The following is a 24877-nucleotide window of genomic DNA, read 5'->3' as shown; positions in this document are numbered from 1 at the left end:
TCATAACCTATATGAGATTCCATCTCTTTTTCTAAAATCTTATTTACTATCTGTTTTTTAAATTCCTGAAATATTCCTTCTTTACCAAAAATTTCAGATGTATCATTTTGGGATAATATTTCTGATACTAGTTTTTCTATAGTGGGATTTGATACTTTGCTCTTATTTTTCATATTAGCTCCATGTAAGTTGTTTTTATTAATTAATTTTATTCTTAACTATTTTTACAACTTACACAAACTTCCTGACACCCTCGCAGGCGATTATTCTTATTATTCAGGTTATTATCACGGCACTGCATTTGATGATTACGTTATGTACTTAGATGCAGAGGATAATCGCTATAAGTCTGATGAAATTGATAAGCTTGTTATAGGCAAGTTTTGCTCAATTACTACTGGCGTTAAATTTATGATGGGTGGAACGCAAGCTTAGATAGGTTCCATTCTCTAGCTAATTCTGCTACAATTTCAGGTAATTTTTCAAGCCAGATTTCCCCTTGCTCTTTATATATACTAATTATATTTTTTCTAAATCTATCCACATTATAGATTATATATGAATAGACATTTCGAGCAAGCTAATTTAACTCATAAAGAAATTATTTTTAATTGGTTAGAAGAGCCTCATATAAAAGAATTTTGGGACAATAGTCAAGAACATAAGAATGACATTTTGAATTTTATTACCGGCAGAAAACAGCATTATTTTTGCGGGACAACTAATTATTGGATTGGTTTTATAAATAATGAACCGTTTTGTTTTATATTATCGGATAGCCTTGAAAAAGACCACAATTTATCTGATATTCAACGAAAATACTTGTCTAAATCAGGTCATACGATAACTCTTGATTTCGGTATAGTTAATAAAAACTTCTTAGGCCAAGGGCTTGCTAGCTCTATTTTAGCAGCTTTTATAAAATTTTACCACAAATATATTGATCCACTAAGCGATACTTTCTTTATTGATCCTGATGAAAATAATCCACGAGCTATACATGTTTATAGTAAAGCCGGCTTTAAACAGGTCGGAGCATATAAAGTTCAAAGCGGGGCATTTTAAAGGTAATACAAGTTATTTAATGATAAGAAATATGTTAACATAAGCTTTACCCCACTTTCTACTTCTCATTTTTTGCTTTTTTTAAAATGGCTAGAAATGCCACATATAAAACTATGGTGGGATAAGGATATAGAATGGAGTTTAGAATTGATCGAACAAAAATACTCAAGCTATGTTAGAGGGTATAAGCTAGAAAATAATGAGCCTAAAAATATACACGCTTACATTATAGAAGCAGACTGTACTCCTATAGGATACATCCAAATTTACAATGCTTATGATTTTGAGCGTTCAGACCCATTAATAAACTTACCTTCAAAACTTGCAGCACTTGATTATTTCTTTAATGCTTAGGGTTCTGTGGACATTTAATAGAATAATCATAATTATGACTCTTTTTTGCTGCAAATTATAAGTTTTTTTGAAATATGAATAACTATTCCTTCAAAAATCTTATTAATTTTCGCTAAAAAATACTTCAAAATAAAAAATCAATTAGAAATCTTCACAGAACCTAGATATATTAATATAGATTAAGTGTAAAAAGAATTAGTGAGAAAATGCTAAAAGATCAGAATTTAGATATAGAAAGAAAGCAAGACCATATTGAAATTAATCTTACGAAAAACGTTGAATCTACACTTAAAAGCGGTTTTGAATCTATTCAATTTATTCACAATGCATTACCGGAAATTAACTACGATAGCGTAAATACAACTACTACTTTCCTCGGAAAATCTTTACAAGCACCTATCCTAATTTCTAGTATGACCGGAGGCACGACTAGAGCTAGAGATATTAACTATAGACTTGCACAGGTCGCTCAAAAAGCCGGTATTGCTATGGGGCTTGGCTCTATGCGGGTTTTGTTAACGGAACCGGATACAATCAAGACATTTGCAGTAAGGCATATAGCTCCCGATATCCCTTTACTAGCCAATATCGGTGCAGTACAGCTTAATTACGGAGTGACACCTAAAGAATGTCAGTATTTAGTGGATGCTATTAAAGCCGATGCCTTAATTTTACACTTAAACGTGTTACAGGAACTGACTCAGCCGGAAGGTAATAGAAACTGGGAAAAGCTGTTACCTAAGATAAGAGAAGTGATTAATTACCTCTCTATTCCGGTAATTGTTAAGGAAGTAGGATACGGTTTATCTAAAAAAGTTGCTGAGAGTCTTATTGACGCAGGGGTTAAGGTTCTTGATATTGCAGGAAGCGGTGGGACATCTTGGAGTCAAGTAGAGGCTTATCGTGCTACAAATTCGTTACAAAACCGTATAGCTAGTAGCTTTATTAACTGGGGAATCCCGACTTTAGATTCTCTAAAAATGGTGCGGGAAGTTTCAAAAGATATTCCAATTATTACCAGTGGCGGGTTAAAATCCGGTATTGACGGTGCAAAAGCAATTCGTATAGGAGCTAACATTTTTGGACTTGCCGGTCAATTTTTAAAAGCAGCAGATACTTCTGAAAGCTTGCTTTCCGAAGAGATACAATTGATAATCGAGCAGCTTAAAATTACCATGCTATGCACCGGATCACGCACTTTAAAAGATTTAGCAAAAGCAGAGATTAGGTTGTAGTAAAATTTATATTCATAATATATTGGCACCAAATTCAAAAATAACTCTTTCGGCCTTATAATCCAATCATTTGAACAAGGTTAACTTCTTCAAGATAAATTACCTTTGGTAAATTCGTTAATGACTTTCCGCCAAAATATTAATGCCGGTTTATTTTCAGGAATAACCGCAACTTCCCATAATCCTTTATGCATTTGCCAAATTTGCTTAGCTACTTGCCTACCAACTCCTTTATTTTGAAATCTTGCTATAATAAAAAATTCCCCCATATTCCAATCGATTTTATAATGCGTTCCAACCTTATTAAGCAATATAAAACCTGCTATTTCGTCATTTACTTTAATTCAATAGGCTTTCCTATCCGTTTCTATAAAATATTTTTTGTAATCATCAGCTTCATATAAACCATCTCGTGGCAATGTCCAATCATATTCATCTGATTCAAACCCACAATAACGCGATATATCATATATATAAAACCGTACCATATTTTGGATTAGAGGGTAATCAGCAACGGTTGCAGTGGTTAAACGTATATTCTTTACAGATTCATTCTTCATAACTCTTTTCTTAAATATAATTTAGCCATTTCTCCGGAATTATGATAACCTAGCACTTCATAAAATATATGCATACTGTCTTTAGCACGTCGATAACCAGAAGTAAGATCAACGATTACGGGGCTATATTTTTTGCTATTTCTTCTAAATATTCCATAAGCTTTTTACCTATTTGCTTTCCCCGATAATTCTCATCAATAACTAAAGCTTCAATATGAATTCTAGTTTTATCTGAGACGAAAAGCAGCGATTTAGACCAAGCAATAAATCCCACTATTTTATTATCTAAACTAGCTAAAGCAACACCATACCCCTCACGATTTATAAAATTCTTAAAACGTGCTGTTAATTCTTCTGAACTAGAAGGATAGCCAAGTTGAGCCATCAAAGGTAAAATATTTGTAATATTATCAGGAGTTGCTAAACTAATATTTACACTACTCATAATTATCCTTTTTCTCTTCGTTTCTTTAACCTAGCTAAATCTTTTGGACTAGGTAAATAGCTTTTTAATTTCGTAGGTAATTGGTTAATTTAAATTGTGCTATTCCTATAGGTTTTTGCAAGCTTTCTATAGCGTATTCTACTATAATATTGCGTTTTTCTTCACATAGAATTATTCCAATTGTAGGATTATCAGTTTCATCTTTAATTTTATGATCTACTAAATTTAAATAAAAATTTAGTTTTTCTGCATATTCCGGTTTAAATTTACCTGCTTTTAATTCAATAACAACATAGCATTTAAGTTTAACATGATAAAAAACTAAATCTAAGTAATAATCCTCTTCTTCTAATTCTATATGGTATTGATTACCTATAAATGCAAAATCTTGACCGAGTTCTAATAAAAAATCCTTAATATTATCTATTAGCTTATTTTCTAGTTCCCGTTCTAAAATATTTTCTTTAATATCTAGAAATTCTAAATTATAAGGATTTTTTATAATTGATCTTGCTAAATCAGACTGCATTGCCGGTAAAGTATGTCCAAAATTATTTATACTTTTTCCTGATCTTGCGCATAAATTGCTTTTAATTTGCAAGGTTAGTACGTTACGTGACCAACCGTTTTCTATAGTTTTGTGTGCATACTAAAGCCTTTCAGTATGATTTTTAACTTTTGAGAAAATGACTATACGATATCCCCAGGGAATTTCTCCAACAGGCTGTTGGAGGATTTGTTCATCGTTATATTCTTCAGCAAATTGCCTCATATAAGAAATATTTTGATAAGATAATCTTTTCATTTCAGGAAATTCTTTTAATAAGTCTTTAGAAATATTTTCTATAACTTTTGCTCCCCACTTCTCAAGCTTTTGACGTTTAATTATTTAAAAACCAATATTTCAATATAGTTTTATCAATTCTTTATTTACACTTAAATGTGCACGAATTCGTGTTTGCTTGATTTCTAGCTTCAGATTCTCAATTAAATCGTAGTATGATTTGTAATCTAAAATATTATTCATTTACTCAATATTATTTGTATGCTCTAAAATCTTCTCTGCTAAAGTACTTGCTGTTAGATCACTAACATCTATTTCTAACAAATGAGGATGCGTTATATTAATTAACTCTGCGTTTCCTTCAATACTCAAAGATTTATAACGCAAAACTCTATCGGGCCTTTGTATTCGTTTATTATTTTCCTCTACTGAAATAAGTAGTTTTACCGGTACAACAAGAGAGTCACGCTGCAAGGCCATATTTTCTACTTGCTTAAAAAGCTTATGATCACCTTGATTATCTTCTAAGACATTGGTTAATATATAACTATTAAAAGGTTCTTGCACGATAAACTCAAAAACATGATCTCTAATACGTCCGATTGTATCCCATGCAAATTCTGGAATCTTCTTAAAACCATCATATCCAAGCAAAGCAAAAATAGGATTATTAATTAACTAATTATCACATATAACATAACCGCTTTTGCTAAGCTCTTTCGCTATAGTATATTTACCCGTCCCGGGCTTTCCTATTAAATAGATAATATTTTAGAGGCAATTTTCTATAGCCCATAACTTTGAGCTATAGAACCAAGTATTATAGAAGTTTCTACAAGATTCAAAAACATCATATTGTCCACTCTGTAATCTTACAAAATCTTCCGTTAAGAAGAGGTTGTCAGTTCTAGTTTTTAATCGTTCTTCAACCGGACAAAAGATTCCTAAAAAGGTTATTTTGTAACCATTTAGATATTTAAGATAAAATTTAGCAAGTTCTTGAGCATCCGGACCATCTAGTGCCGTATCGATTACAATATTAAAATTTTTATCTAATAATGCTTTTGCGGTTGTAAGCATTATCAACGCAACAATTTTTCTTCTTGCTAACCTATTATTATTAAAAAGACCTTTTAGTCTATCATCATTGTTTTCAGTGCCGGCTTCATTTTCTGCAAACTTAAATTCTGTAGGAAAAATCGTACTATAAAACGCTCCGGCTTTATCAATTTATAAATGAATAAATTTATTATTAGATTGCCTACAAATTTCTTTGGCTATTGTTGTTTTACCTGCACAAGAAGGACCGTTGATTATTATAACTTGATTCATATTTAACTAATCTCAATTATGATATAATAAATCGTCCCATAAGTAATTTTTAGAAAAAATATATTTATGTATAAACTTATCAAAGTAGTTTATTTACTTTTAAATCTTTCTTCACGTTCCTTATCTAAAAGCTAAATATGTTCTTTTTCTTTATCAAGAATAGGCAAGGAGGCTATTTTAGCAGCTCCGTAATGAATACCCTGAAAATCAATATTCAGTTCATGGCAAATTTTTTCAACCGATTCAAGGAATTTTTAAACTATCATCAATAAAAATAATCTTTTTAAAAGGTAAATTTGATTTTTCAAGAACAGTTTTAAGCACTAAACCTTTATCTGCAGAGGCGGTTAAAATAACTCCTGATTTTAACATAGGAATACCGTCTTTGTTTTTAAATTCCAGAAAAATCATATCTTCTTTAAAAGGTGAAGTATTGATAAAAGAAATATCTACTTGTTGTAGGTCTTTAAATCTAAATTTTTCCATTTCGGTTATATAACCATGTTTACCGGTCCACCATCCCGTTAAAGCAATTGCCGGGATATTTCGTTGTCCTAGGTGGTTAATTAAGTCTTTCATATTTGAATTAACAGGCTGAACTCTGCGAATTTTAAAAATGGGGCTGAATAAGTATTTAAGTTCATCTTCGGAATATTTTGCTTTTAGTTGCTTAGTTAGTTCTTTTCTAATTGGAGCATTAAAGGCAAATTCATCGGTCGGTATAACCAATACTTAGTCCACATCAAAAATAACTAAAGTATCTTTATCAGCTTTATTTGCATACTCTTCTATTAATTCAAAGTCATTAAGTAGGGATGATTCCAGCGAAGCAGTTATAAGATAAACAAATTAAGCTTAAGAGAATAACATTTAAAGGTTTCATAATCTATTTTAATTTTAGGAATTGGAAAATTATTTGTAATATATCTACATTCATTATAAATAATTGCTTAAATAGCATAAAATTATCTTATAATCAATTGCAAATAGTTTTTTGTTACTATATTTTCATATCAAAAATAGAGAAATAATTATGAAAAAATATTGTTTATTATTTAGCTTATTGCTAATTATTTTTCAAACTAACATAATTTGGGCATTAGAGGCTGCAGATTATTATAATAAAGGGTTTTATTTATATAAGTCAGGTCAATATGAACAAACTCTTGAAGCATTTCATGAAGCAATTAAATTAAACCCTAACGATTCAAGTGCATATATTAATAAAGGAGTGGTATTAGAGATATTAGGTAAATTTAATTTAGCTATTGAGTTAGATCCTAATAACCCTGTTATACAAAAAAATAAACAAAAACTATTAAATCGTATGAAATTTGTTATAACCCGGTCTCAAATTTCTGCCATAAAGCATCTACATCAGAATTACGTAGCAACGATAGATTTTGCTTTATCTTGTCAACGCTCCAATCCCACCATTTAATTTGCAATAATTTTGCTATATCATCATCAGAAAAACGCTTTTTAATTTTTTTAATTAATTTAGCAGGATTACCGCCCCAAATTTCATAAGCTCCGATATTTTTTGTTACTAAGCTTCTTGCTCCTACTACTTGCACCATCAGCAATTTTAATCCCTGGCATAATCATACTTTCGGCACCTATCCCAACATCATTACCAAGAACAGTATCACCTTTAAGTCTATAAGCTTTTGGCAGGACGATTTCATAATCGTCAAAATCTTCATCAAAAGAATCAAGAGGGTCAGATGCTATCCAATTATAATTATGTCCTTGCACCTATAGATAATTTATCTTTCAATTATGTTCTATCAGGATATCAAAATAATAAGCCTATTATATTGAAACTAAGCTGTGCTGCTAAAGACCTAACAAACGAAACGGAAGCTTTAAAAGTTTTTTCAGGGTTTGATGCTGCAACTATTCTAGCCCAAAAAGATAATGCTTTATTACTTGAGAGAGCGGTATCCGGTATTTCCTTAAAAGAATATTCATCAGATAACAAAATTGCTATAGCTTGTTCTGTTATGAGCAAGTTGCACAGAGCATCTATACCAAAAATGCACTAATTCCCTAATAGCAAGGATCAGCTGAAAGCTTTGGATAAAGAATGGGATTTGCCTAAAACTTACTTACAAAAGGCAAGAAAATTGAGAGATAAACTTCTTCAAAATCCTGAACCTCAAATTTTACTTCACGGTGATTTACATCATGAGAATATATTACAAAATGATAAGCAATGGGTAGTCATTGACCCTAAAGGAGTAATTAGATATCCTATAAATGAAGTATGGATTTTTGCCATGAATACTGAGCAAGACACAGAATTTGCAGCAAATTATTTTGGCTTTAAATTACAAGAGGTTAGAAGCTGGTATTTTGTCCAGCTTATTTTAGCTATCTGTTGGAATCTTGAGGATGGAATAGAAAATGAGTTATTGTTAAAACTTGCCGATAAAGCATATAGCCTAGTTTAATTTAATGCCAATATAAATATCAACTATTGCATTATGTGGATCACTACTTCTTTCATCATATATTTCAAAGTCAGCTATGTAAGCTCTTTCCCCTCCTAACATTGCCGCATCTATATGCCATATTTTTTGCCACATATCAATAACAACTTTAGGCCTTTGATCAGGATCGGATGTAAATTTTGCATAAGTTTGTACTGGAATAGTAAGAGTTGAAAATTCTTTAGCTATATTCTCAAAAGAAGTAACTTCTTCTCCAAGAAAGTAAGTATATTCCCCGGTAGCATCACTCTCATAATTTGTATAAACTGAAAAAACTTTTTTCGGAGTTTTTCTATTTAGGATTTTGTCTTGTAGCTTGTCTGCAAAAAATCGCTGCATTGTTATTCCTATTTTTGCAGTATCAGCGTTCATTTCTGCAGCGTTTGAGGTGCGAGCTGTTAATACCAATTAATTTAATTTCTGATAATTGTGTAATTACTTTATGCATTTTATAGCCTCTTATTAATTCACTAAGTAAGTTAAAACTAATCTAAAAAGGAATTATGATAAGATTGAATATTATCTAACTTTTTTTGAAAAGCAAAAAGTCCTTAGTTTATAATATGTTTACTGTGTGAAGTATTTATAAATTGAAATAGCAATAAGACATGGTGGAGCCAGGGGGAGTCGAACCCCCGACCTTTTGAATGCCATTCAAACACTCTACCAACTGAGCTATGACCCCAATATAGTCAATTGATTTGGACTCGCCTGCATCGTCACTCGTCGTTCTCCTATTAGTTAGGCTTAACTCCTCGCTCCTGGTGTGCAAATCCCACTGACTTGACTATAACAAATTAATTCTCTTATACTATAATAATAAAACTAAATCTATAAAATTTAATCTTTATTTTGCTAACAATGCCATAGCTTCTCTAGAAGACATTATATTATCTACTAATCCAAATTTTTTTGCTTCTTCCGGTGACATGAAATTATCACGTTCCATACTTTTTTCGATATGTTTTAACTCTTGTCCAGTATGTTTACTATACACTTCGTTAAGTAACCTTTTGATTTTTAGGGTTTCTTGAGCGTGGATTTCTATATCAGTAGCTTGCCCTTTATAACCTCCTGACGGTTGATGGATCATAATACGACTGTGAGGTAAACTATAACGCATCCCCTGCTCGCCCCCGCACAGTAAAAGTGAACCCATAGAACAAGCTTGACCTATGCATAATGTAGCCACTTTAGGTTTTATATATTGCATTGTGTCATAAATCGCAAGACCTGCGGTTACAACTCCTCCGGGGGAATTGATATACATATATATATCTTTTTTAGGGTTTTCTGCTTCAAGAAACAATAATTGTGCAACAATTAAGTTTGCCATATGATCTTCAACAGTACTACATACAAAGATTATACGTTCTTTTAGCAATCTTGAATATATATCATAAGCACGTTCACCGCGTGATGTTGGTTCAATTACTATCGGTACATACGACATTAACATTTTCTCCTGAAATTGATGAATTAAATAGTTTTTCGTCATTACGAGGAGGTTATTTTAATAACCGACGTGGCAATCTCATGAAGTAGCATAGAACTCCTGAGATTGCTTCATTGAAACTTACAGTTGCTCCTAGCAATGACTTATAGATTATTACTTCTTATCTTCTAAAGCATTAGCAAGTATATCTCCCATATTGGTAGTATTCTCACTAGAACCATATTCTTTGAGAGCTTTTTGACGTTCTGCTATTTTATGAGCTTTTACCGATAATAAAATTCTACCGATTGATTTCTCGATAGAAACAACTTTTGCTTCTATTTCTTCGTCTATTTGAAACATTTCAGGCTTCTGCTCGTCTTTTTCATCCGATAGTTCAGTTCTTTTAATAAAACCTGCTACTTTATTGTTTAATAATACTTCGAGTCCCTCATCTTTAACTTCTGTTATAAGGGCTTTAACTATTGTGCCTTTTTTATATTCATCACTGATTTCTTGATATGGATTCGGCGACAATTGTTTTATACCTAAACTAACTTGTTCTTTTTCAATATTAATGGCTAGAACTTTGCATTCTATTTCGTCACCTTTTTTGTATGATTTTAATAGATCCGTTCCTTTATCTTCCCAGCTAATATCACCTTCATGAATCATGCCGTCCATATTATTACCGAGTGCAACAAAAATACCGAAATCCGTAATATTTCTAATCGGTGCTTTAATTATAGTACCGACAGGATTATTTTCAGCGAACTTTGTTAAAGGATTTTCTTGGCATTGTTTAATACTTAAAGAAACACGATGCTTTTCAGTATCGACCTCTAAAACTACAAATTCTGCTTCTTGCCCTATAGTTAGCGTTTTTCTAGGATTTTGATTAGATTTTAACCAACTAATTTCGCTTGAATGAACAAGTCCCTCAAGCCCGTCTTTTAATTCTATAAATACGCCGTAGTCAGCAAAATTTGTAACTTTACCGGTCATTTGTTTACCGACGGGGAATTCTGCTTTAATTGCTTCCCATGGGTTAGAATCAAGTTGTTTTATACCGAGTGATATTCTTTTGGTTTTTTCATCAAACTTAATAACCATTACTTTAACCTTTTGGTTAAATTCTAACACTTCTGAAGGATGGTTAACTCTTCCCCAAGAAATATCGGTTAAATGTAATAAACCGTCAACACTTCCAAGATCGATAAACGCACCGTAATCAGTAATATTTTTTACGGTTCCTTCTAATACCATGCCTTCTTTAATTTTAGATAGCATCTCATCTCTAGCTTCGGAACGTGATTCTTCTAAAATAGCTCTTCTTGAAACTACTATATTACCAAGCTTTTTATCCATACTTAAAATTTTAAACGGTTGCTTGATATTCATTATAGAAGTAGGATCTTTAATAGGTCTAACGTCAACGTGGCTTCCCGGTAAGAATGCTACTACACCGGATAAATCCACGGTAAAGCCTCCTTTTACACGCCCGAAAATCGCACCATCGACAAATTCGCCCTTGGAACACATGATTTCTAGTTGTCCCCATAATTCTTCTTTAACTGCTTTTTCACGGCTCAATATCGTTCTGCCGTTACGTCCTTCAATTTTCTCGATGAAAACTTCAACTACGTCCCCAACTTCAGGTAAAGCTAAGAATTCAGACTTAGGTATTCTACCTTCATTTTTTAATCCAACGTCAACAATAATTATATCGTTTTTTATTTCGATTACTTGACCTTTAACTACCGTTTTTTCTTTTATATGACTTGTATCAACGGTTTCAAGTATTTTAGAGAAATCTTCTTCAAATTCGTGATTCATTGCTGCAAGTTGTGGAACAAATCGTTGTTTTAGTTTTATTGACATATTCTTCTCGTAATATTAGCTAAAGTGCCTAGGCTAATAAAATTTTTTTGAAAGGTTAATAAAATTGGATGCTCTTGCATGGCTAAAAAAAGCGTTCTATGTCATTCCCGCGTAGGCGGGAATCCAGAAAAGCAAAACTATTTGAGCTTTTAATATTAAAAATCCAGTGTGTTTTTACCTTTTAGTTACTGAATCCCCGCCTACGCAGGCATGACATACTAGCCATGCAACAACGCCATAAAATGGAATAAAATAACATAGCACTTTTTCAAGTTATTTTATTCTTTATATAATTTGTTACTTCTTCTACGACTTCCATAGCCGAAAGCTTTGAAGTATCGATAATTAAAGCATCTGAAGCCGGTAATAACGGTGCAGCTTTTCGCTCTTTATCTCTTTTATCTCGCAAAATTATTTGCCATAAAATCTCATCGAGTATACATGTTTTTCCTTTTGCTTGCAACTGCTTATATCGTCTTTCAGCCCTAATTTGAGGATTCGCGGTTATAAAAATCTTTAAATCGGCGTCAGGTGCAACAATGGTGCCTATATCCCTACCCTCCATAATCATTCTAGGTGTTGTTTTTACTAGATTAATCAGGTATTTGTTTAGATTATTTCTAATTTCACTTATTACGGCAATTTGCGATGCTATATTTCCTATATTCTCATTCTCTAAGTCAAAATTATTGTCGAGTTTTAATTCTTTAGATAAAGCAATTACCGCATCTATATCAGTGACATCTATTTTTTGACTAATACAGTCAAACGCAAGCTGCCTATAAACAATACTTGACTGAAAATATTTAAGAGAAAATTTCTTGGCCAGTATTAAACCGATAGTCCCTTTACCTGAAGCAGCAGGACCGTCAAGAGAAATAGTGAAATTTTGAGAAATATCAAAGGCTTTAGTTTTTAAATCCACCATAAAATTATAGACTAAATAATAAAATATTATAAATAATGGAAATAAAGCTTGAAATCTAGTACATTAATGAATTTTTTAAAAAAACAAGGGTTAAAAACTACATATAGATTTAGTAGTACACCCTATGGGGTAATCAACAAATTAATTTTTTGATTTACAGCTTTAGCGTATTTTTGAAGGCTTAAGAAATTAGGAATATGATGTCCGCTTTCCATTCTTGCTATTTGAGCTTGAGAAGTAGACATTTTTTTAGCAACATCTGCCTGAGTCATATTAGATGCAAGACGAGCCTTTATTAAAGTGCTTGCTATCTCAAATTCCATTTTTCGTTCTTCATAAGCTTTTTTTACTTCAGGGTTTGATAATAACTCTTTTTTAAATTCATCAAAGTTTTTCATTAAAACCTTCCTTTAATCTTAAGTTTTAGCTATTGCAATAGCTGTTTTAGGAGTTTTTTCTGTTTTTTTAATAAAATGTATGCAATATAACTATTTTTTTATCCATAGCTAAATAATAGTTCCCAAAGTTTGCCTTCTATATTTTTTGTGTGGGGCATCCCTACGTTATGTGGACTAAACTCAATAAGCAGTTCACATAGATGTAAAAAATCAGCTTGTAGATCATAAGTAAGCTTCTGTACTTTTTTCTCTGCAGCATTATTGATAAATTTTATAATCCACTTTGTCATATGTATAATATATCAAATTTGATATATTATACAACTATTTTTTATCAATATAATCTTTTTAACATATAACTTAAACTAATCAATTGACACTTATCTTAATTGTAAATATTATAAGGCCCATAATTCGATAAAGCCAAAACTACATAAAGATTAAAAAAATTATAAGGGTGATTAGCTCAGTTGGTTAGAGCATTACGTTGACATCGTAAAGGTCGGTGGTTCGAGCCCACTATCACTCACCATTCTCCATCTTTTGGTATTTCTACAAAGGTATCAAACGGCGAACGCAGCATAAAGTAGAGGCTTTTCAGTGTTCAAAGAAAGGTTAGAGAATATCAATTAGATAGATAAATCAATTCAGGATAGAATTTATAAACCTTCGGTAGAGCAAATCTCCAAATGGTGACCGTTAATAAATACTTCAGCTTCTTTAGGGGTGGTCTCATAATCAAAATTTATTAATAACTCTTTTCTTGTGTTTGCATAAATTTTATCCGTTAATATACGTTTACCGGCGTTAATTTTTATTGCAACAGCATTCTTCTTCAAAAATTTAACTCCATTTATTCCAATATTGATATGTATTATTCCTTTCTCCATAGCTTTCTCAAATCGTGGCAGTAAAGAATCAACAGCTTTCTTTATTTTTTCATCAATAATACTATAACAATCTTGATCTTTATATTTACCTATATAAGTAGCTTCAGTATTTTTAATATACCCTTTCTCTGGAATATTCCATGAAGTGATATAATGAGTAATTTGATGACTTAATATATGAAGCTGTTGTTTTTTTTAAGCTGATAATACTGATGAATTTTCATCATATTGCTTAAATAATTGATCTAAATCCTCTGCGTCATTAACCTCTCCAAAATCATTTGTAAAAATTTCTTCTTGTTTTTCCGTACTTAATTGGTTTGCATATTCCTTAGCTTTATTTATGTCATTATTAAGTAAAGCAGCATTTATTCCAATTTCTAAAGTTTCTTCATTTTGAGGGGCGTCTTCTAAAACTTTCTCTACATTTTGTAAAACGTTTTGAGCATTTTTAGAAACAAATTCTTTTGTATCTTCTGCCATTAGCGAGATGCTGGCAGCATTAAGGACTGCTGTTATTTCTTCTTTTTTTAATGTATTTGCATTATAAATTATAGAATGTGGATCAGGAAAAGCTGCTAAAGTAGATAAATTTTAACTTTTATAAATAGCAATATCGTTGTTAGGAATGTTATTTAATATATTACGTGCTATATCCAATTGTTTTGTATAAATGGCAACCGAAAGTACAAGTAACTCATTATTGACATCAGTTTTTTAAATTATTATATTTAAATCCTTTGCTAAACGTATTTTTTGTGCAGTTTTTCTCTCATCTGAAAGAGCATTATATTTAGCAGTATATTTATAAAGCTCAAAACTTTGAACGTGGTAAGGTAATAAATTTTTAGAATTCATTGTCTCTAATTTTTCATTGGTGATATTATTTAAGCCTCGACCTAATTTTAGTAAAGCTTTAATGCTACCTTCAGGCATTTTATTTAGTAAATTTTCTATATTTTTTGAATCAGAGTGATAACCATAGATAGTCCATAAATTATATATGATTTCTTCCTCTTCAGGTAACCTATCTATTGCACTATTATAATATTTTATAGCAAGTTCTAACTGACCAGTTTTATAATAAACAACCCCTAAGTTATACTGACACCAACCTATATATCTTTGGCATTTACTTGATCATCTATAGTGATATTGCTAAGTGCTGCCGTAAGCAATTCTTTAGCTTCATCTAAGTGATTATTATTCATTAACATGGTAGAGAGCGTATATGTAATATTGTAATAATGCTTTATATGAGGTGTTAAATCTTTAATAATTTTATCTCCATACTCCATTGATATAAACTGATTGACTAACTCAAATAAAGTATTGGTATAAGCTTTATGAATTTGAAATTCGTATTGGGAATATATTAAATTTAAATCTATATTTGCTTTTGACAATATATCTATAAATAATTTTTCTGCTACTTCCACATGGGTTATTCATTATACTGCAATGTATAGCAGTGATCATCCCTTGAAGTTGAAGAAAAATATTTATAAAATTAATAGTTTCGGGTTCTTTATTTACAATAGGAATACTATAAGTTTTGGGGCTTATAAAAATGCTAATTTCTTTATTCGCTTTTAATGCAACATGATATTTGCTTAAGGCTTCTTTCAGCACTTTATGTTCTTGAATATTTTTATATTCATAATTATCAAATAAAGTTTTTAGTGTATTAAGTTTTAGGCTTGTTACTTGTGGAATACCCAATTTTTTTGTTGTTTTGCTATCTAAAGAGTTTAAAAGAGTTGTTGCTATTTCTGCACTGGCATCTATAGAACTTTTTACATTTTTTAATGGTTCTATTCATTCCTCCGCTACAATTAAAGACTTTTTTGATTTAAACTCTATTATTTTATTGTGTGACTATGCTATAGGATTAAATTTTGAGACTGCTGAAGATTTAGGATTTTTTATCATAATAAATACTTATTAATAAATAGGCATGTATTATAAAGTAAATCCACTATTTTGCAAAGAAAATACTAATTTTTTAATTAAGGTTAATAACTTAAAGCATTTCTATTGGTATTTCACCTCTGCTATTTTAACTCTTAATAAACACCAATTCGTTATCGGATGAGTGTTGAGTACTAAATGCATAACCTAAATATGAGAAATTCTTAAGTAGCTCAGGTGAGTCAATTAGGTTGTTAGCAATAACCTTGACCATCGCCCCTCGAGTTTTTTTAGCATTTATACCGATTGTTGATAATTTACCGTTCCTATTTTCTTTAAAATGAACGTTAACTAATTGATATTTAAGTTTATTACAGATGAATATTCTTGTGATGCTAGGTTGAGTAAATATTTATTTTCCTGTTTAGCAAGAATTTTATTAATATAATTAGTGACTTCATCTTGCCAAAAGTTTGTTAAATTTATTTCATTTAATTTTGTTGCCATTTCTAATCTATACGGCTTAATAGTATCTAGCGGTTTTAAGACTCCGTAAAGTCCTGATATAATAAGCAAATGTGATTGCAGGAAATTTAATTCATGATTAATTAATTTCTATATATGTATAAAAACATCTCCTGCATAAGAAAAAATAGCCGCTTTACTATCTTGATTATCAAAATCCTTAAATCTTTCTTTATTTGTATGTGCAAGTTTTGCACTTATATTCATTATTTTCGATAATTGATTCTCAGAATAGCTTTGGAGTGTAGAAAGTAGTTGATTAGTTAACATAAGGGAAATTGGAGTCGTCAGCTCCGTCTTGGGAGCTAACTTCTCGAAATTTAGAGTTTTAGCAGAAGAAATAATAGCAAGCATTTCTATCTAGCCGGAGTACTCGGAAGAGATGAAGTAGTGCTAGCGATATTTCTGTTAGTACTATCGATTGTTTGCATAATTGCATAGCTTGGATCAACGTCAAGCTCTACTACTTCTTTGGGTTTCGTAGTTTTTTGACCGGTACAGCCAATTAAAGCTATAGAAGCAAATAAAATTATTAAACATCTTATCATAAATACCCTGTTTTAATTTTACACTTAAGATAGCTGCCTATTATTATAATGTCAAGTGAGAGGTAAATTTTATTACCCTACCCTATAACCTTTCAGTAATAGTCTAAAGATTCTTCATAATATTTTAAATCTAATTTTGCCTAATTTAAATTAGGTTCATCTTTGCTTCTTTCTATTTCGGGTTCAGGTTTAAGCTTATCATAATTTTTTCTAGTTTTTAAATAATATTCTAAAGTTTCTTCATATTCCCATCTAGGTAGAGGGTGATTATCAGATTCTTTTTCTAAATATAGCATTATTGATGATGTTTTTTCCTTTAAAGATTCATTACATAATTCTTCAACAATAGGATAATATTCTTTCTTATTCAGATACTAAAGGCATGATTGTTGGTTTACTATCATTTAAGTAATTATATAATGCTTCAAAAAAAGAATCATATTTCCCATTACCTATAATATCGTGATATATAAAAGAGTCTATATTAAGTGCTTGAATAATCAGCTTCCCATCTATCGATAATATTTTTTTGAAGAGTTCTAAATCTTCAATATGAAGAGCCATGGAAAAAATATTATTATGTAGTACCATGCTTTTTATTATTTGCCACTTCTCTATTAGTACTATATTTAGCCCATTCCATAACTTATTTACTCCTTAAATAAATTTTTAGGCATTCTGTAATAAACCGTATTATAGAATTTTTTGCTTTCAGGAAATTTGTGTTTGCGGATAGAGAAATTACCGAAATTTCTGATTTCGATACGCTTTTGTTCTTTAAGAGATTCGTTTAAATAATCTAAAATTAAATCTACTGAATCTTTAACATCTTCTTTAGAAAGATAATTCAGCTTATCATGTATTTTATCTATTAAATAATTCTTAGTAATCATTATTAAAAAATCGCTTTGATTCCGTTAAAACTATTTTTAAAAAAACTAGGTGCTATACTATCAAAATCTTCAAGTATTATGTCCATTAATTTTGGTTTTAATTGATAATCTTTAACTAGTAGATTAACATTAATTTTCTGAACTTCCTGTAACCATTTTAATGCAGTATCTTCCGAGCCTATAGCATCCACAAGCTTTAACTTTAAAGCCTGACGACCTGAATATACTCGTCCGTCTGCGAGCTTTTTTACTTCTTCTATAGGAAGATTACGCCTCTCTGAAACAAGTTCAAGGAAGAAATTATAAGTATCTTCTATATTTTCCATAATGGTTACCCGCACTGCTTCCGTCAGTTTTTCGGTAGGATTTGGGACAGCTTTTAATTCACCCGATTTGAAATTATTAAACTTAATACCCAATTTTTGAGCAAGCTCCGTTACCTCGGCTGTTTGTAGTATTACACCGATTGAACCCGTAATAGTTCCGTTATGGCTGATAATATAATCACCTCCAAGAGAGATTAAATAACCGCCGCTTGCAGCCATTGTTCCCATAACTATCACTACCGGCTTTTTTGCGGATATTTTACGCAGAATATTATAAATTTTTTCAGAGCCGACTACCGTACCGCCGGGAGAATTTACGTTAACTATTAATGCTTTAATATGAGAATCATCGATTATTTTTTTGAGCTTTTTGTCACGCTTTTCGTCTTCAAGAATTATTCCGTCTATTAATACGGAAGCTATATAGTCTTCATTACTATTAATAGGTAAAACCTCTTTTGGAGCAAAATCTTTACCGACTAGTAAGAATACGATCGCAATTAAAATAATAGCTACTAGCTTCCAAATTAACAAACGAGATTTTATTTGTCTTCTTTCAATTAAATAATCAAGTGTTATACTCATGATCTTATATACTTTTTTAGAATACTATAGTCAATTCAGACCTATACTGTGACAGGCGTGAGGAGCGAAGCCTATAATAAATAGGCGAGCCGATGAACAACGAAGCACAATATAGGTATCAATTGACTATAGACCGTTCTTAGGACGTTCAGGACTCTTCATCATCTCAAAAAACTCACCGTTAGTTTTAGTATTGTCAAGTTTTTTGAGTAAAAATTCTATTGCTTCACTGCTACCCATCGGATCGATAATACGACGAAGAACCCACATTTTATTTAATATTATTTTATCTACTAATAAATCTTCTTTTCTAGTTCCTGATCTAGTTATATCAATAGCCGGATAAATACGCTTATCGGCAATCTTACGATCTAGAACTATCTCGGAATTACCTGTACCTTTAAACTCCTCAAAAATTACCTCATCCATACGAGAACCAGTTTCAATTAAAGCCGTACCGATTATAGTAAGCGAACCGCCGTTTTCAATATTTCTTGCTGCTCCGAAAAATCTTTTAGGTCTCTGAAGAGCATTAGCATCAACACCGCCCGTTAATACTTTGCCTGATGACGGCACTACGGTATTATAAGCACGAGCTAAACGTGTTATCGCATCTACTAAAATTACCACGTCTTTTTTATGTTCTACTAAACGCTTTGCTTTTTTGATAACCATTTCTGCAAGCTGCACGTGCCTACTTGCCGGTTCATCGAAAGTAGAGCTAACAACCTCCCCACGCACGGAACGTTGCATATCGGTTACTTCTTCAGGTCTTTCGTCTATTAACAGTACTATTAAAAATACTTCCGGATTATTGGTTGTAATTGCATGTGCTATATTTTGTAATAATACGGTTTTACCTGTACGAGGCGGTGCTACTATTAATGCGCGTTGTCCTTTACCCATAGGGGCAACAAGTTCAATAACCCGTGTACTAAAATCCTTACTATCTTTACTATTATTTTCAAGTTCTAATCCTAATTTTTCATCAGGATATAAGGGGGTTAAATTATCAAAATGAACACGATGATAAGCTTTAGAAGGGTCTTCAAAATTTATTCTATTGACTTTCAGTAAGGCAAAATAACGTTCTCCGGCTTTTGGAGCTCTGATCTGACCTTCTACAGTATCACCGGTACGCAGACCAAAGCGACGAATCTGACTAGGAGAAATATAAATATCATCAGGGCCTGCTAAGTAGTTTACTTCCGGCGAACGTAAAAAACCAAACCCGTCAGGTAGTACTTCAAGTACCCCCTCTCCCACTATTAAACCTCCCTGCTCTACGGATTTTTTCAAAATTGCAAAAACTAATTCTTGTTTAAGTAATGAATTAATATTTTCAATTTTTAATTCTTCCGCTTGAGCTTGTAGTTCCTCCGGTAATTTACGTTTTAATTGTTTTAAATTAATAATATTACCGTTCTCTGCAAAATTATTATAATTGTTATTGGATTCGGTATTGTTAAGTTCTGCTGTGGATTCTTTATTAGTTGTGTTCATTATTTTATTATTAATAGATTATAATTGAAAAGTTGAGTTAGCAATTAAGTTTAAAGGTAAGTAATATACTTATTTAAGTTAGGAATCAAATTAGATTTTTAGAAAGTTTTATTTATTCTTGCGGTTTGAAGAATTATTTATCTTGTTAGCTTATAAGAGCTGGCTATATATGTAAAAGCATACTAACAACGTTAATAGCACATTGTCAACCCAAATCGTCATTGCGAGCAGGTAATCGGTAAATGGTCATTGTGAGAAAATTACGAAGCAATCTTGGAAGTTTATTATTATTTCATGAGATTGCTGCTGCACAGCTTACGGCTGCGTAGCTCATGACGCCCCTGGTAACCTCTTCTCGCAATGACGGATAAATCAATCCACATAACTCTAGCAATCCTTTGATTTTAACAATAACACATTTGTATTAAGTAATGGCATGCATATGTTTTTAACTTCATTTAATAAGGCCTCATTGCTTATTTCTTGGTTTAATTCGCTGCGTACCGCATCAAATATTTCTCTTAAACTTTTCTCTTCTACCATATATTTAAAAATATATTTAGTGCTTCTAAATATCGACATTGAGATATTAACATTATTTAATATCCCATTATTAATAGTAAAATTAATAGCATTATTTACTGCTGAAGGATTAGATTCCAAATGCTCATAAATTTGTTTAGCAAAATTGGCAATATTATGGAAGTACGGTATATTATCAAGGTCATCAAGAGAGGCTACACTATCTTTTTGATTTGATACGTAAAATGAATGTTTAATAATATTACCGGTAAGTATTTCGGAAATTGCTTCTCTAGTTACTTTATCCATCTTTTTAACTTTTTGTAGAAGTGAAAAATCTTTTATATAATTTTCCGGTCTTAATAAAATTTTCTCTAAAGGATCAAGATAATCAACAAAATTTAAGCTTGCTTTTTCTACGAATTCATATAACTCAGGAACGGAATAGGCTCTATCCTGTTTGTGCAGGAACATATCATAAACTCCGATGTCACCGAAATTTTGGTAATCTGAAAATAACTCCCAACCTCTTTTATACCAGTTAGTAGCAGGCAAATTATCTAGAATTAGCTTCCCGTTCATTACTTCTTCGACACGACTTTTAGTATCTTTATTTATCATTTTCATTAAATCCTGAATTTGATAAACACCGGTACGTCCGTATTTAGCATATACCATTAAACCCATACCACCGGTCGGTTTTAAAGAATCTTTTAGATTTTTTAAACCTTCATCAGGATTTGCTAAATGATGAAGCACGCCGGTACAATTTATATAATCGAATTTTCCAAGTTTTAGATTAGGTATATTTAATATTGAATCATTAATCCATTTAATATTTTTAAGACCTCGTACTTCCGCACGTTTTTGTGCTACTTCCATGCTAGGTTTGCTGAAATCTAGATATATTATTTCGGCATTTTTATCTTTTAACTGTTCGGCAAGATAAATAGTCGAATCACCGGTGCCGCCACCTGCTATTAAGCATCTAAAATTATTATTAAAATTTTCTTTTCCTTGATATAGAAAATGGTTTAATTCTCCTAAGAACTCACCGCATATTGCAAGTAAACATTCTTTTTCTTGATTTGGGTCTCTGAAAGGATAAGGATAATCTTGATAATACTCTTGTACTTCTGCTAAGTCTTTAGAAATTGTAGTATTTTTTGTTTTCTTTAAATTGCTCATAAATTATTATTTTTTAAGTTATTATTATATATACTTGTCTATCTATTCTCTTAGAAGTATATCTTTTATAATTAATTGAATAGTATAATTACCTTGCCAATTATTAGTTTTTAATGTTCCTATTGCGGCAATATTTTTTGCTTTAGGGCTTAATAAAACATCTTCAAATGCAGTTCCTACCGAATTAAAAGCAATAGCAGATAAGGCTTTATTACCAAAGCCTCGCTTATTTGGAACAAGCATACATTTAATATGCTTACTTCCAACGATATCCGCTTTTAATACAAATAAATCATCGAATTTAAATATAGGCTCATGATTTCCTTGACCGAAAGGCTCTAAAGTGTTTAATTCCTCCATTAAAGGGAAATTCACACTATTAACCGTTAAATCAATATCATATTCTGCATGCTTATAATTTTCTAGTTTATTTATACTAATTCTAAAAGCATTATTAAAAAAATTCTGCAATTCTTGTAATTTTTCAGCAGTTACGGTAAAACCTGCCGCCATAGCATGACCTCCGCCTGTTATTAGCAAATCTTTGCTTTTAGCATTGATAATTTCAGCACCAAAATCAATACCTAAAATAGAACGGCATGAAGCTTTACCAATCCCATCATTTAAAGCTATAACTGCCACCGGCTTATCAAATTTTTCTTTTAATTTGCCGGCAACAATTCCTATAACGCCTGGATGCCATCCTTCTTTTACGATAAATAATAAACTACTATCTTGTTGTGTCAAAGCAATTTCCATCGCTTCTTCTATCATTAATAACTCAATTACTTTACGCTCATTATTATGTTTTTCAAGTTCTTCAGCTAATTTATTTGCTTCATTAGAACAACTAGTAGATAGGAGATTAGCCCCTAAACTTGACTTTCCTACTCTACCGCCCGCATTGATACGCGGACCTAGAATAAACCCTAAATGATAACATTTTGGTATTTCATTAAGCCCTGCCATATCATATAATGTTTTAATCCCTATATTTTGTCTTTGTTGCATTACTTTCAATCCGCTTGCAACAAATGCACGATTTAAGCCTGTTAATTTCATCATATCGCAAACAGTACCAAGAGCCACTAAATCTAGATACTTCATTAGATTAGGCTGAAGCATCGTTTGCGTGAAATAATTTTGCTTCTTTAAATTCGATAATATTGCAGTTGCAAATAAGAAAGCAACTCCTACGGCTGCCAAATGTTTATATTCGCTTTTTTCATCAATGCGATTTGGATTTACTATAGCTACTGCATCCGGTAATATTTCCGTAGCTATATGATGATCGATTACTATAACATCGAGGTTAACGTCTTTTGCGTATTTTAGGGCTTCATGTGCCATAGCACCGCAATCAGCCGTAATTAATAATTCTGTGCCGTTATCTTTAATTTTTTGTATAGCAAAAGGAGTTGGACCATATCCTTCAGCTATACGATCAGGAACATAAATATCACATAGTATATTTAAATCTCTAAAAATATTTTTAAGTAAAGCGGCTGAAGTAGCACCGTCTACATCATAATCGGCAAAGATACATATTTTTTGGTTATTTAAAATAGCTGTAACGGTTCTATCTACAGCTTTTTCCATATCAAGTAGATGAAAAGGGTCAGGTAATAAATTTTTGATTTTCGGTGTCAAGAAATTTTCTACTTCCTCTAGATTATTTACTCTTAATGATACTATCCTAGCAAGTAAATCACTAATTTTGAAACTACGACATAACTCGGTGACTATATCTTCGTTAATCAGTTTCTGCTGCCAGATTTTACCGTTTATAGATGCTTGTGGTTTCATTTGTTTATTAGGCTGTATTTTTGCTGTATATCGTCATTGTGAGTAGGCATTGTTGCGTGGATCAATTTCACCTCTGTCACCCCCCGTGGCTTGACAGAGGTGAAATTGATCCACGCAACAATGCCTACTCACAATGACGATATATACTTATATCTCCAAAAGTTTTTTAGCTTCATCATCCGCAATTAAAGCTTCAACAAACTCATCTAATTGTCCGTTTTTAACTACTTCGTCTATCTTATAAAGTGTTAAGTTTATTCTATGGTCGGATACTCTTCCCTGTGGGAAATTATAAGTACGTATCCGTTCCGAACGATCTCCCGAACCTACCTGCCCTCTTCTGCTATCGGCTCTTTCTTGTTCCTTTTTACGTCGTTCTTCTTCATAAATTCTAGCACGTAGAATTTTTAACGCCTTTGCTTTATTTTTATGCTGTGACTTCTCATCTTGCAAGGCTACGGTAATACCGGTAGGGATATGAGTTATACGTACGGCAGAATCGGTAGTATTAACGTGCTGTCCACCAGCCCCTGAAGCTCTATAAGTATCGATTCTTAAGTCTTTATCTTCAATTTTAATATCAACCTCTTCAGCCTCAGGAAGTACTGCAACCGTTGCTGCCGAAGTATGAATACGTCCTTGTGATTCCGTTTCCGGTACTCTCTGTACTCTATGAACGCCTGACTCAAATTTGAGCTTAGAGAATACATCTTTGCCTTTTAGTGACGCCGATGCTTCTTTATAACCGCCTATTCCCGTATCGGAAATTGCTAATATCTCAAAACGCCATCCTTTTAACTCAGCATATCTTTGATACATATTAAAAAGTACGGCAGCAAAAAGTGCAGCTTCTTCTCCGCCGCTTCCTGCTCTAACTTCAATAATAGCACTTTTACTATCCGCATCATCTTTCGGTAATAAAGCAATTTTTACGGCTCTTTCAAGTTTTGGTAACGAATTTTCAAGAGTGTGTATTTCGTCTTCAATCATTTCTAAAGTGGCATTATCAAGTCCCACTTCTAGCTTAAAATTATTTGCTTCTTCAAGCTCAGATTTAGCCTTATTATATTCTTTAATTTTTGCTACAACATCTTCAAGTTCTGCATATTCTTTAGATGCCTTAACAAACTCGTCTCCCATAATGCCAGAAGATAGTTTGTTGCCTAAATTTTCGTATTTATCTAAAATTTTTGCTAAATTATCTGAAAAACGCATGTTATTTTATTGTGATTTGTTTATGGGTTGAGATTTCAACGTTATTGCGAGAA

Annotated in this window: 34 protein-coding genes, 2 tRNA genes and 5 pseudogenes; 8 read left to right on the top strand and 33 right to left on the bottom strand. The window is 31.7% G+C overall.

Features of this window, described 5'->3' with window-relative positions; translation table 11 throughout:
* Positions 1-189 precede the first annotated feature (189 nt).
* Positions 190-429: pseudogene (locus O6R16_RS05550) on the top strand (acetyltransferase); the annotation flags it as partial.
* Here O6R16_RS05550 and O6R16_RS05545 read toward each other — a convergent pair.
* Positions 410-544 (bottom strand): hypothetical protein, encoded by a 135-nt coding sequence (locus O6R16_RS05545; protein ID WP_499680341.1) that lies wholly within the window; start codon positions 542-544, stop codon positions 410-412. The pseudogene O6R16_RS05550 and the gene O6R16_RS05545 sit on opposite strands and share 20 nt — an antisense overlap.
* A 14-nt stretch (positions 545-558) precedes the next feature.
* Here O6R16_RS05545 and O6R16_RS05540 point away from each other — a divergent pair, with 14 nt between their 5' ends.
* The 3 genes from O6R16_RS05540 (at position 559) to fni (ending at position 2654) form a co-directional block, all read left to right on the top strand.
* Positions 559-1065 carry a GNAT family N-acetyltransferase gene (locus tag O6R16_RS05540; protein WP_499680340.1) on the top strand — a complete coding sequence of 169 codons (507 nt, stop codon included), beginning with the start codon at positions 559-561 and terminating at the stop codon, positions 1063-1065.
* 96 nt (positions 1066-1161) lie between these two features.
* Positions 1162-1419 carry a GNAT family protein gene (locus O6R16_RS05535; RefSeq protein ID WP_499680339.1) on the top strand — a complete coding sequence of 86 codons (258 nt, stop codon included), beginning with the start codon at positions 1162-1164 and terminating at the stop codon, positions 1417-1419.
* Between the two features lie 206 nt (positions 1420-1625).
* Positions 1626-2654, top strand: coding sequence for a type 2 isopentenyl-diphosphate Delta-isomerase (fni, locus tag O6R16_RS05530; protein WP_499680338.1), 1029 nt, complete (start codon positions 1626-1628; stop codon positions 2652-2654).
* Positions 2655-2743: 89 nt separating this feature from the next.
* Here fni and O6R16_RS05525 read toward each other — a convergent pair whose 3' ends face one another.
* The 9 genes and pseudogenes from O6R16_RS05525 to O6R16_RS05485 all read right to left on the bottom strand — a co-directional run bounded on the left by O6R16_RS05525 (position 2744) and on the right by O6R16_RS05485 (position 6504).
* Complete coding sequence (locus O6R16_RS05525) at positions 2744-2965, bottom strand: acetyltransferase (protein ID WP_499680337.1); 222 nt, start codon at positions 2963-2965, stop codon at positions 2744-2746.
* A 33-nt stretch (positions 2966-2998) separates the two neighbouring features.
* The gene (locus tag O6R16_RS05520) at positions 2999-3214 is read right to left on the bottom strand and encodes a hypothetical protein (protein ID WP_499680336.1); all 216 of its coding nucleotides are present in this window, start codon (positions 3212-3214) and stop codon (positions 2999-3001) included.
* Positions 3211-3659 (bottom strand): annotated as a pseudogene (locus O6R16_RS05515) (GNAT family N-acetyltransferase). The gene O6R16_RS05520 and the pseudogene O6R16_RS05515 overlap by 4 nt, the downstream one beginning before the upstream one ends.
* Positions 3660-3723: 64 nt before the next feature.
* Positions 3724-4260, bottom strand: a complete 537-nt coding sequence (locus tag O6R16_RS05510) for a PDDEXK nuclease domain-containing protein (protein WP_499680335.1) — start codon at positions 4258-4260, stop codon at positions 3724-3726.
* Between the two features lie 48 nt (positions 4261-4308).
* On the bottom strand, positions 4309-4497 hold the full coding sequence (locus O6R16_RS05505; protein WP_499680350.1) for a DUF1016 N-terminal domain-containing protein: 189 nt from the start codon (positions 4495-4497) through the stop codon (positions 4309-4311).
* Positions 4498-4686: 189 nt separating this feature from the next.
* On the bottom strand, positions 4687-4923 hold the full coding sequence (locus O6R16_RS05500) for a hypothetical protein (protein WP_499680349.1): 237 nt from the start codon (positions 4921-4923) through the stop codon (positions 4687-4689).
* A gap of 291 nt (positions 4924-5214) precedes the next feature.
* Positions 5215-5523 carry a hypothetical protein gene (locus tag O6R16_RS05495; RefSeq protein WP_499680334.1) on the bottom strand — a complete coding sequence of 103 codons (309 nt, stop codon included), beginning with the start codon at positions 5521-5523 and terminating at the stop codon, positions 5215-5217.
* Positions 5524-5673: 150 nt separating this feature from the next.
* Entirely contained in the window at positions 5674-5775 is a 102-nt protein-coding gene (locus O6R16_RS05490; RefSeq protein WP_499680333.1) for a phosphotransferase-like protein, read from the bottom strand.
* A 243-nt stretch (positions 5776-6018) separates the two neighbouring features.
* Positions 6019-6504, bottom strand: coding sequence for a DUF2608 domain-containing protein (locus tag O6R16_RS05485; RefSeq protein ID WP_499680332.1), 486 nt, complete (start codon positions 6502-6504; stop codon positions 6019-6021).
* A 304-nt stretch (positions 6505-6808) separates the two neighbouring features.
* On the opposite strand from O6R16_RS05485, the gene O6R16_RS05480 reads away from it, so the two are divergent.
* Positions 6809-7216, top strand: a complete 408-nt coding sequence (locus tag O6R16_RS05480; protein ID WP_499680331.1) for a tetratricopeptide repeat protein — start codon at positions 6809-6811, stop codon at positions 7214-7216.
* 83 nt (positions 7217-7299) lie between these two features.
* Here the strand turns inward: O6R16_RS05480 and O6R16_RS05475 are convergent, their stop codons facing one another.
* Positions 7300-7533, bottom strand: a complete 234-nt coding sequence (locus O6R16_RS05475) for an LbetaH domain-containing protein (protein WP_499680330.1) — start codon at positions 7531-7533, stop codon at positions 7300-7302.
* On the opposite strand from O6R16_RS05475, the pseudogene O6R16_RS05470 reads away from it, so the two are divergent.
* Positions 7503-8231: pseudogene (locus O6R16_RS05470) on the top strand (aminoglycoside phosphotransferase family protein). The gene O6R16_RS05475 and the pseudogene O6R16_RS05470 overlap by 31 nt on opposite strands.
* Here the strand turns inward: O6R16_RS05470 and O6R16_RS05465 are convergent.
* The 7 genes from O6R16_RS05465 to O6R16_RS05435 all read right to left on the bottom strand — a co-directional run bounded on the left by O6R16_RS05465 (position 8223) and on the right by O6R16_RS05435 (position 13202).
* Positions 8223-8642 (bottom strand): GyrI-like domain-containing protein, encoded by a 420-nt coding sequence (locus O6R16_RS05465; protein WP_499680329.1) that lies wholly within the window; start codon positions 8640-8642, stop codon positions 8223-8225. The pseudogene O6R16_RS05470 and the gene O6R16_RS05465 sit on opposite strands and share 9 nt — an antisense overlap.
* Before the next feature lie 237 nt (positions 8643-8879).
* Positions 8880-8955: transfer RNA gene (locus O6R16_RS05460), tRNA-Ala, on the bottom strand.
* A 162-nt stretch (positions 8956-9117) separates the two neighbouring features.
* Positions 9118-9723 carry an ATP-dependent Clp endopeptidase proteolytic subunit ClpP gene (clpP, locus tag O6R16_RS05455; protein WP_499680348.1) on the bottom strand — a complete coding sequence of 202 codons (606 nt, stop codon included), beginning with the start codon at positions 9721-9723 and terminating at the stop codon, positions 9118-9120.
* 156 nt (positions 9724-9879) lie between these two features.
* Complete coding sequence (locus O6R16_RS05450) at positions 9880-11586, bottom strand: 30S ribosomal protein S1 (protein WP_499680328.1); 1707 nt, start codon at positions 11584-11586, stop codon at positions 9880-9882.
* 268 nt (positions 11587-11854) lie between these two features.
* Complete coding sequence (gene cmk / locus O6R16_RS05445) at positions 11855-12514, bottom strand: (d)CMP kinase (RefSeq protein WP_499680327.1); 660 nt, start codon at positions 12512-12514, stop codon at positions 11855-11857.
* A gap of 122 nt (positions 12515-12636) precedes the next feature.
* On the bottom strand, positions 12637-12912 hold the full coding sequence (locus tag O6R16_RS05440) for a helix-turn-helix domain-containing protein (protein WP_032073378.1): 276 nt from the start codon (positions 12910-12912) through the stop codon (positions 12637-12639).
* Positions 12913-13010: 98 nt separating this feature from the next.
* Entirely contained in the window at positions 13011-13202 is a 192-nt protein-coding gene (locus tag O6R16_RS05435) for a hypothetical protein (protein WP_499680326.1), read from the bottom strand.
* Positions 13203-13367: 165 nt separating this feature from the next.
* Between O6R16_RS05435 and O6R16_RS05430 the strand changes: the two genes are divergently transcribed.
* Positions 13368-13444 (top strand) — tRNA-Val (locus O6R16_RS05430).
* Between the two features lie 127 nt (positions 13445-13571).
* Here O6R16_RS05430 and O6R16_RS05425 read toward each other — a convergent pair.
* From O6R16_RS05425 to O6R16_RS05405, 5 genes and pseudogenes are all read right to left on the bottom strand, one after another.
* Positions 13572-13751 carry a hypothetical protein gene (locus O6R16_RS05425; RefSeq protein ID WP_499680325.1) on the bottom strand — a complete coding sequence of 60 codons (180 nt, stop codon included), beginning with the start codon at positions 13749-13751 and terminating at the stop codon, positions 13572-13574.
* 246 nt (positions 13752-13997) lie between these two features.
* Positions 13998-14285 carry a hypothetical protein gene (locus O6R16_RS05420; protein WP_499680324.1) on the bottom strand — a complete coding sequence of 96 codons (288 nt, stop codon included), beginning with the start codon at positions 14283-14285 and terminating at the stop codon, positions 13998-14000.
* Between the two features lie 234 nt (positions 14286-14519).
* A complete protein-coding gene (locus O6R16_RS05415; RefSeq protein ID WP_499680323.1) occupies positions 14520-14738 on the bottom strand; it encodes a hypothetical protein in 219 nt (72 codons plus the stop codon).
* 93 nt (positions 14739-14831) lie between these two features.
* Positions 14832-14921, bottom strand: a pseudogene (locus O6R16_RS05410) (tetratricopeptide repeat protein); the annotation flags it as partial.
* Entirely contained in the window at positions 14918-15241 is a 324-nt protein-coding gene (locus O6R16_RS05405; RefSeq protein ID WP_499680322.1) for a hypothetical protein, read from the bottom strand. The pseudogene O6R16_RS05410 and the gene O6R16_RS05405, both read right to left, overlap by 4 nt.
* A gap of 296 nt (positions 15242-15537) precedes the next feature.
* On the opposite strand from O6R16_RS05405, the gene O6R16_RS05400 reads away from it, so the two are divergent.
* Complete coding sequence (locus O6R16_RS05400; protein WP_499680321.1) at positions 15538-15750, top strand: hypothetical protein; 213 nt, start codon at positions 15538-15540, stop codon at positions 15748-15750.
* A 111-nt stretch (positions 15751-15861) separates the two neighbouring features.
* Here the strand turns inward: O6R16_RS05400 and O6R16_RS05395 are convergent.
* The 10 genes and pseudogenes from O6R16_RS05395 to prfA all read right to left on the bottom strand — a co-directional run bounded on the left by O6R16_RS05395 (position 15862) and on the right by prfA (position 24824).
* A pseudogene (locus tag O6R16_RS05395) lies at positions 15862-16592 on the bottom strand (YaaA family protein).
* A 2-nt stretch (positions 16593-16594) separates the two neighbouring features.
* On the bottom strand, positions 16595-16786 hold the full coding sequence (locus tag O6R16_RS05390) for a hypothetical protein (protein ID WP_499680320.1): 192 nt from the start codon (positions 16784-16786) through the stop codon (positions 16595-16597).
* 140 nt (positions 16787-16926) lie between these two features.
* Complete coding sequence (locus tag O6R16_RS05385; protein WP_499680319.1) at positions 16927-17082, bottom strand: hypothetical protein; 156 nt, start codon at positions 17080-17082, stop codon at positions 16927-16929.
* Between the two features lie 67 nt (positions 17083-17149).
* Positions 17150-17350, bottom strand: coding sequence for a hypothetical protein (locus tag O6R16_RS05380; RefSeq protein WP_499680318.1), 201 nt, complete (start codon positions 17348-17350; stop codon positions 17150-17152).
* Between the two features lie 86 nt (positions 17351-17436).
* On the bottom strand, positions 17437-17679 hold the full coding sequence (locus O6R16_RS05375; protein WP_499680317.1) for an HU family DNA-binding protein: 243 nt from the start codon (positions 17677-17679) through the stop codon (positions 17437-17439).
* Between the two features lie 2 nt (positions 17680-17681).
* Positions 17682-18590 (bottom strand): signal peptide peptidase SppA, encoded by a 909-nt coding sequence (sppA, locus tag O6R16_RS05370; protein ID WP_499680316.1) that lies wholly within the window; start codon positions 18588-18590, stop codon positions 17682-17684.
* A gap of 126 nt (positions 18591-18716) precedes the next feature.
* Entirely contained in the window at positions 18717-20093 is a 1377-nt protein-coding gene (gene rho / locus O6R16_RS05365; protein ID WP_499680315.1) for a transcription termination factor Rho, read from the bottom strand.
* A gap of 387 nt (positions 20094-20480) precedes the next feature.
* Positions 20481-21803, bottom strand: coding sequence for a class I SAM-dependent methyltransferase (locus O6R16_RS05360; protein ID WP_499680314.1), 1323 nt, complete (start codon positions 21801-21803; stop codon positions 20481-20483).
* Between the two features lie 42 nt (positions 21804-21845).
* Positions 21846-23609, bottom strand: a complete 1764-nt coding sequence (gene recJ, locus O6R16_RS05355; protein ID WP_499680313.1) for a single-stranded-DNA-specific exonuclease RecJ — start codon at positions 23607-23609, stop codon at positions 21846-21848.
* Positions 23610-23756: 147 nt separating this feature from the next.
* The gene (gene prfA, locus O6R16_RS05350) at positions 23757-24824 is read right to left on the bottom strand and encodes a peptide chain release factor 1 (protein WP_499680312.1); all 1068 of its coding nucleotides are present in this window, start codon (positions 24822-24824) and stop codon (positions 23757-23759) included.
* Positions 24825-24877 lie beyond the last annotated feature (53 nt).

This window comes from Candidatus Rickettsia tasmaniensis (assembly GCF_036857515.1).
GTDB lineage: Bacteria > Pseudomonadota > Alphaproteobacteria > Rickettsiales > Rickettsiaceae > Rickettsia > Rickettsia rickettsii.
This window is presented reverse-complemented; position numbering and strand designations above follow the sequence as displayed.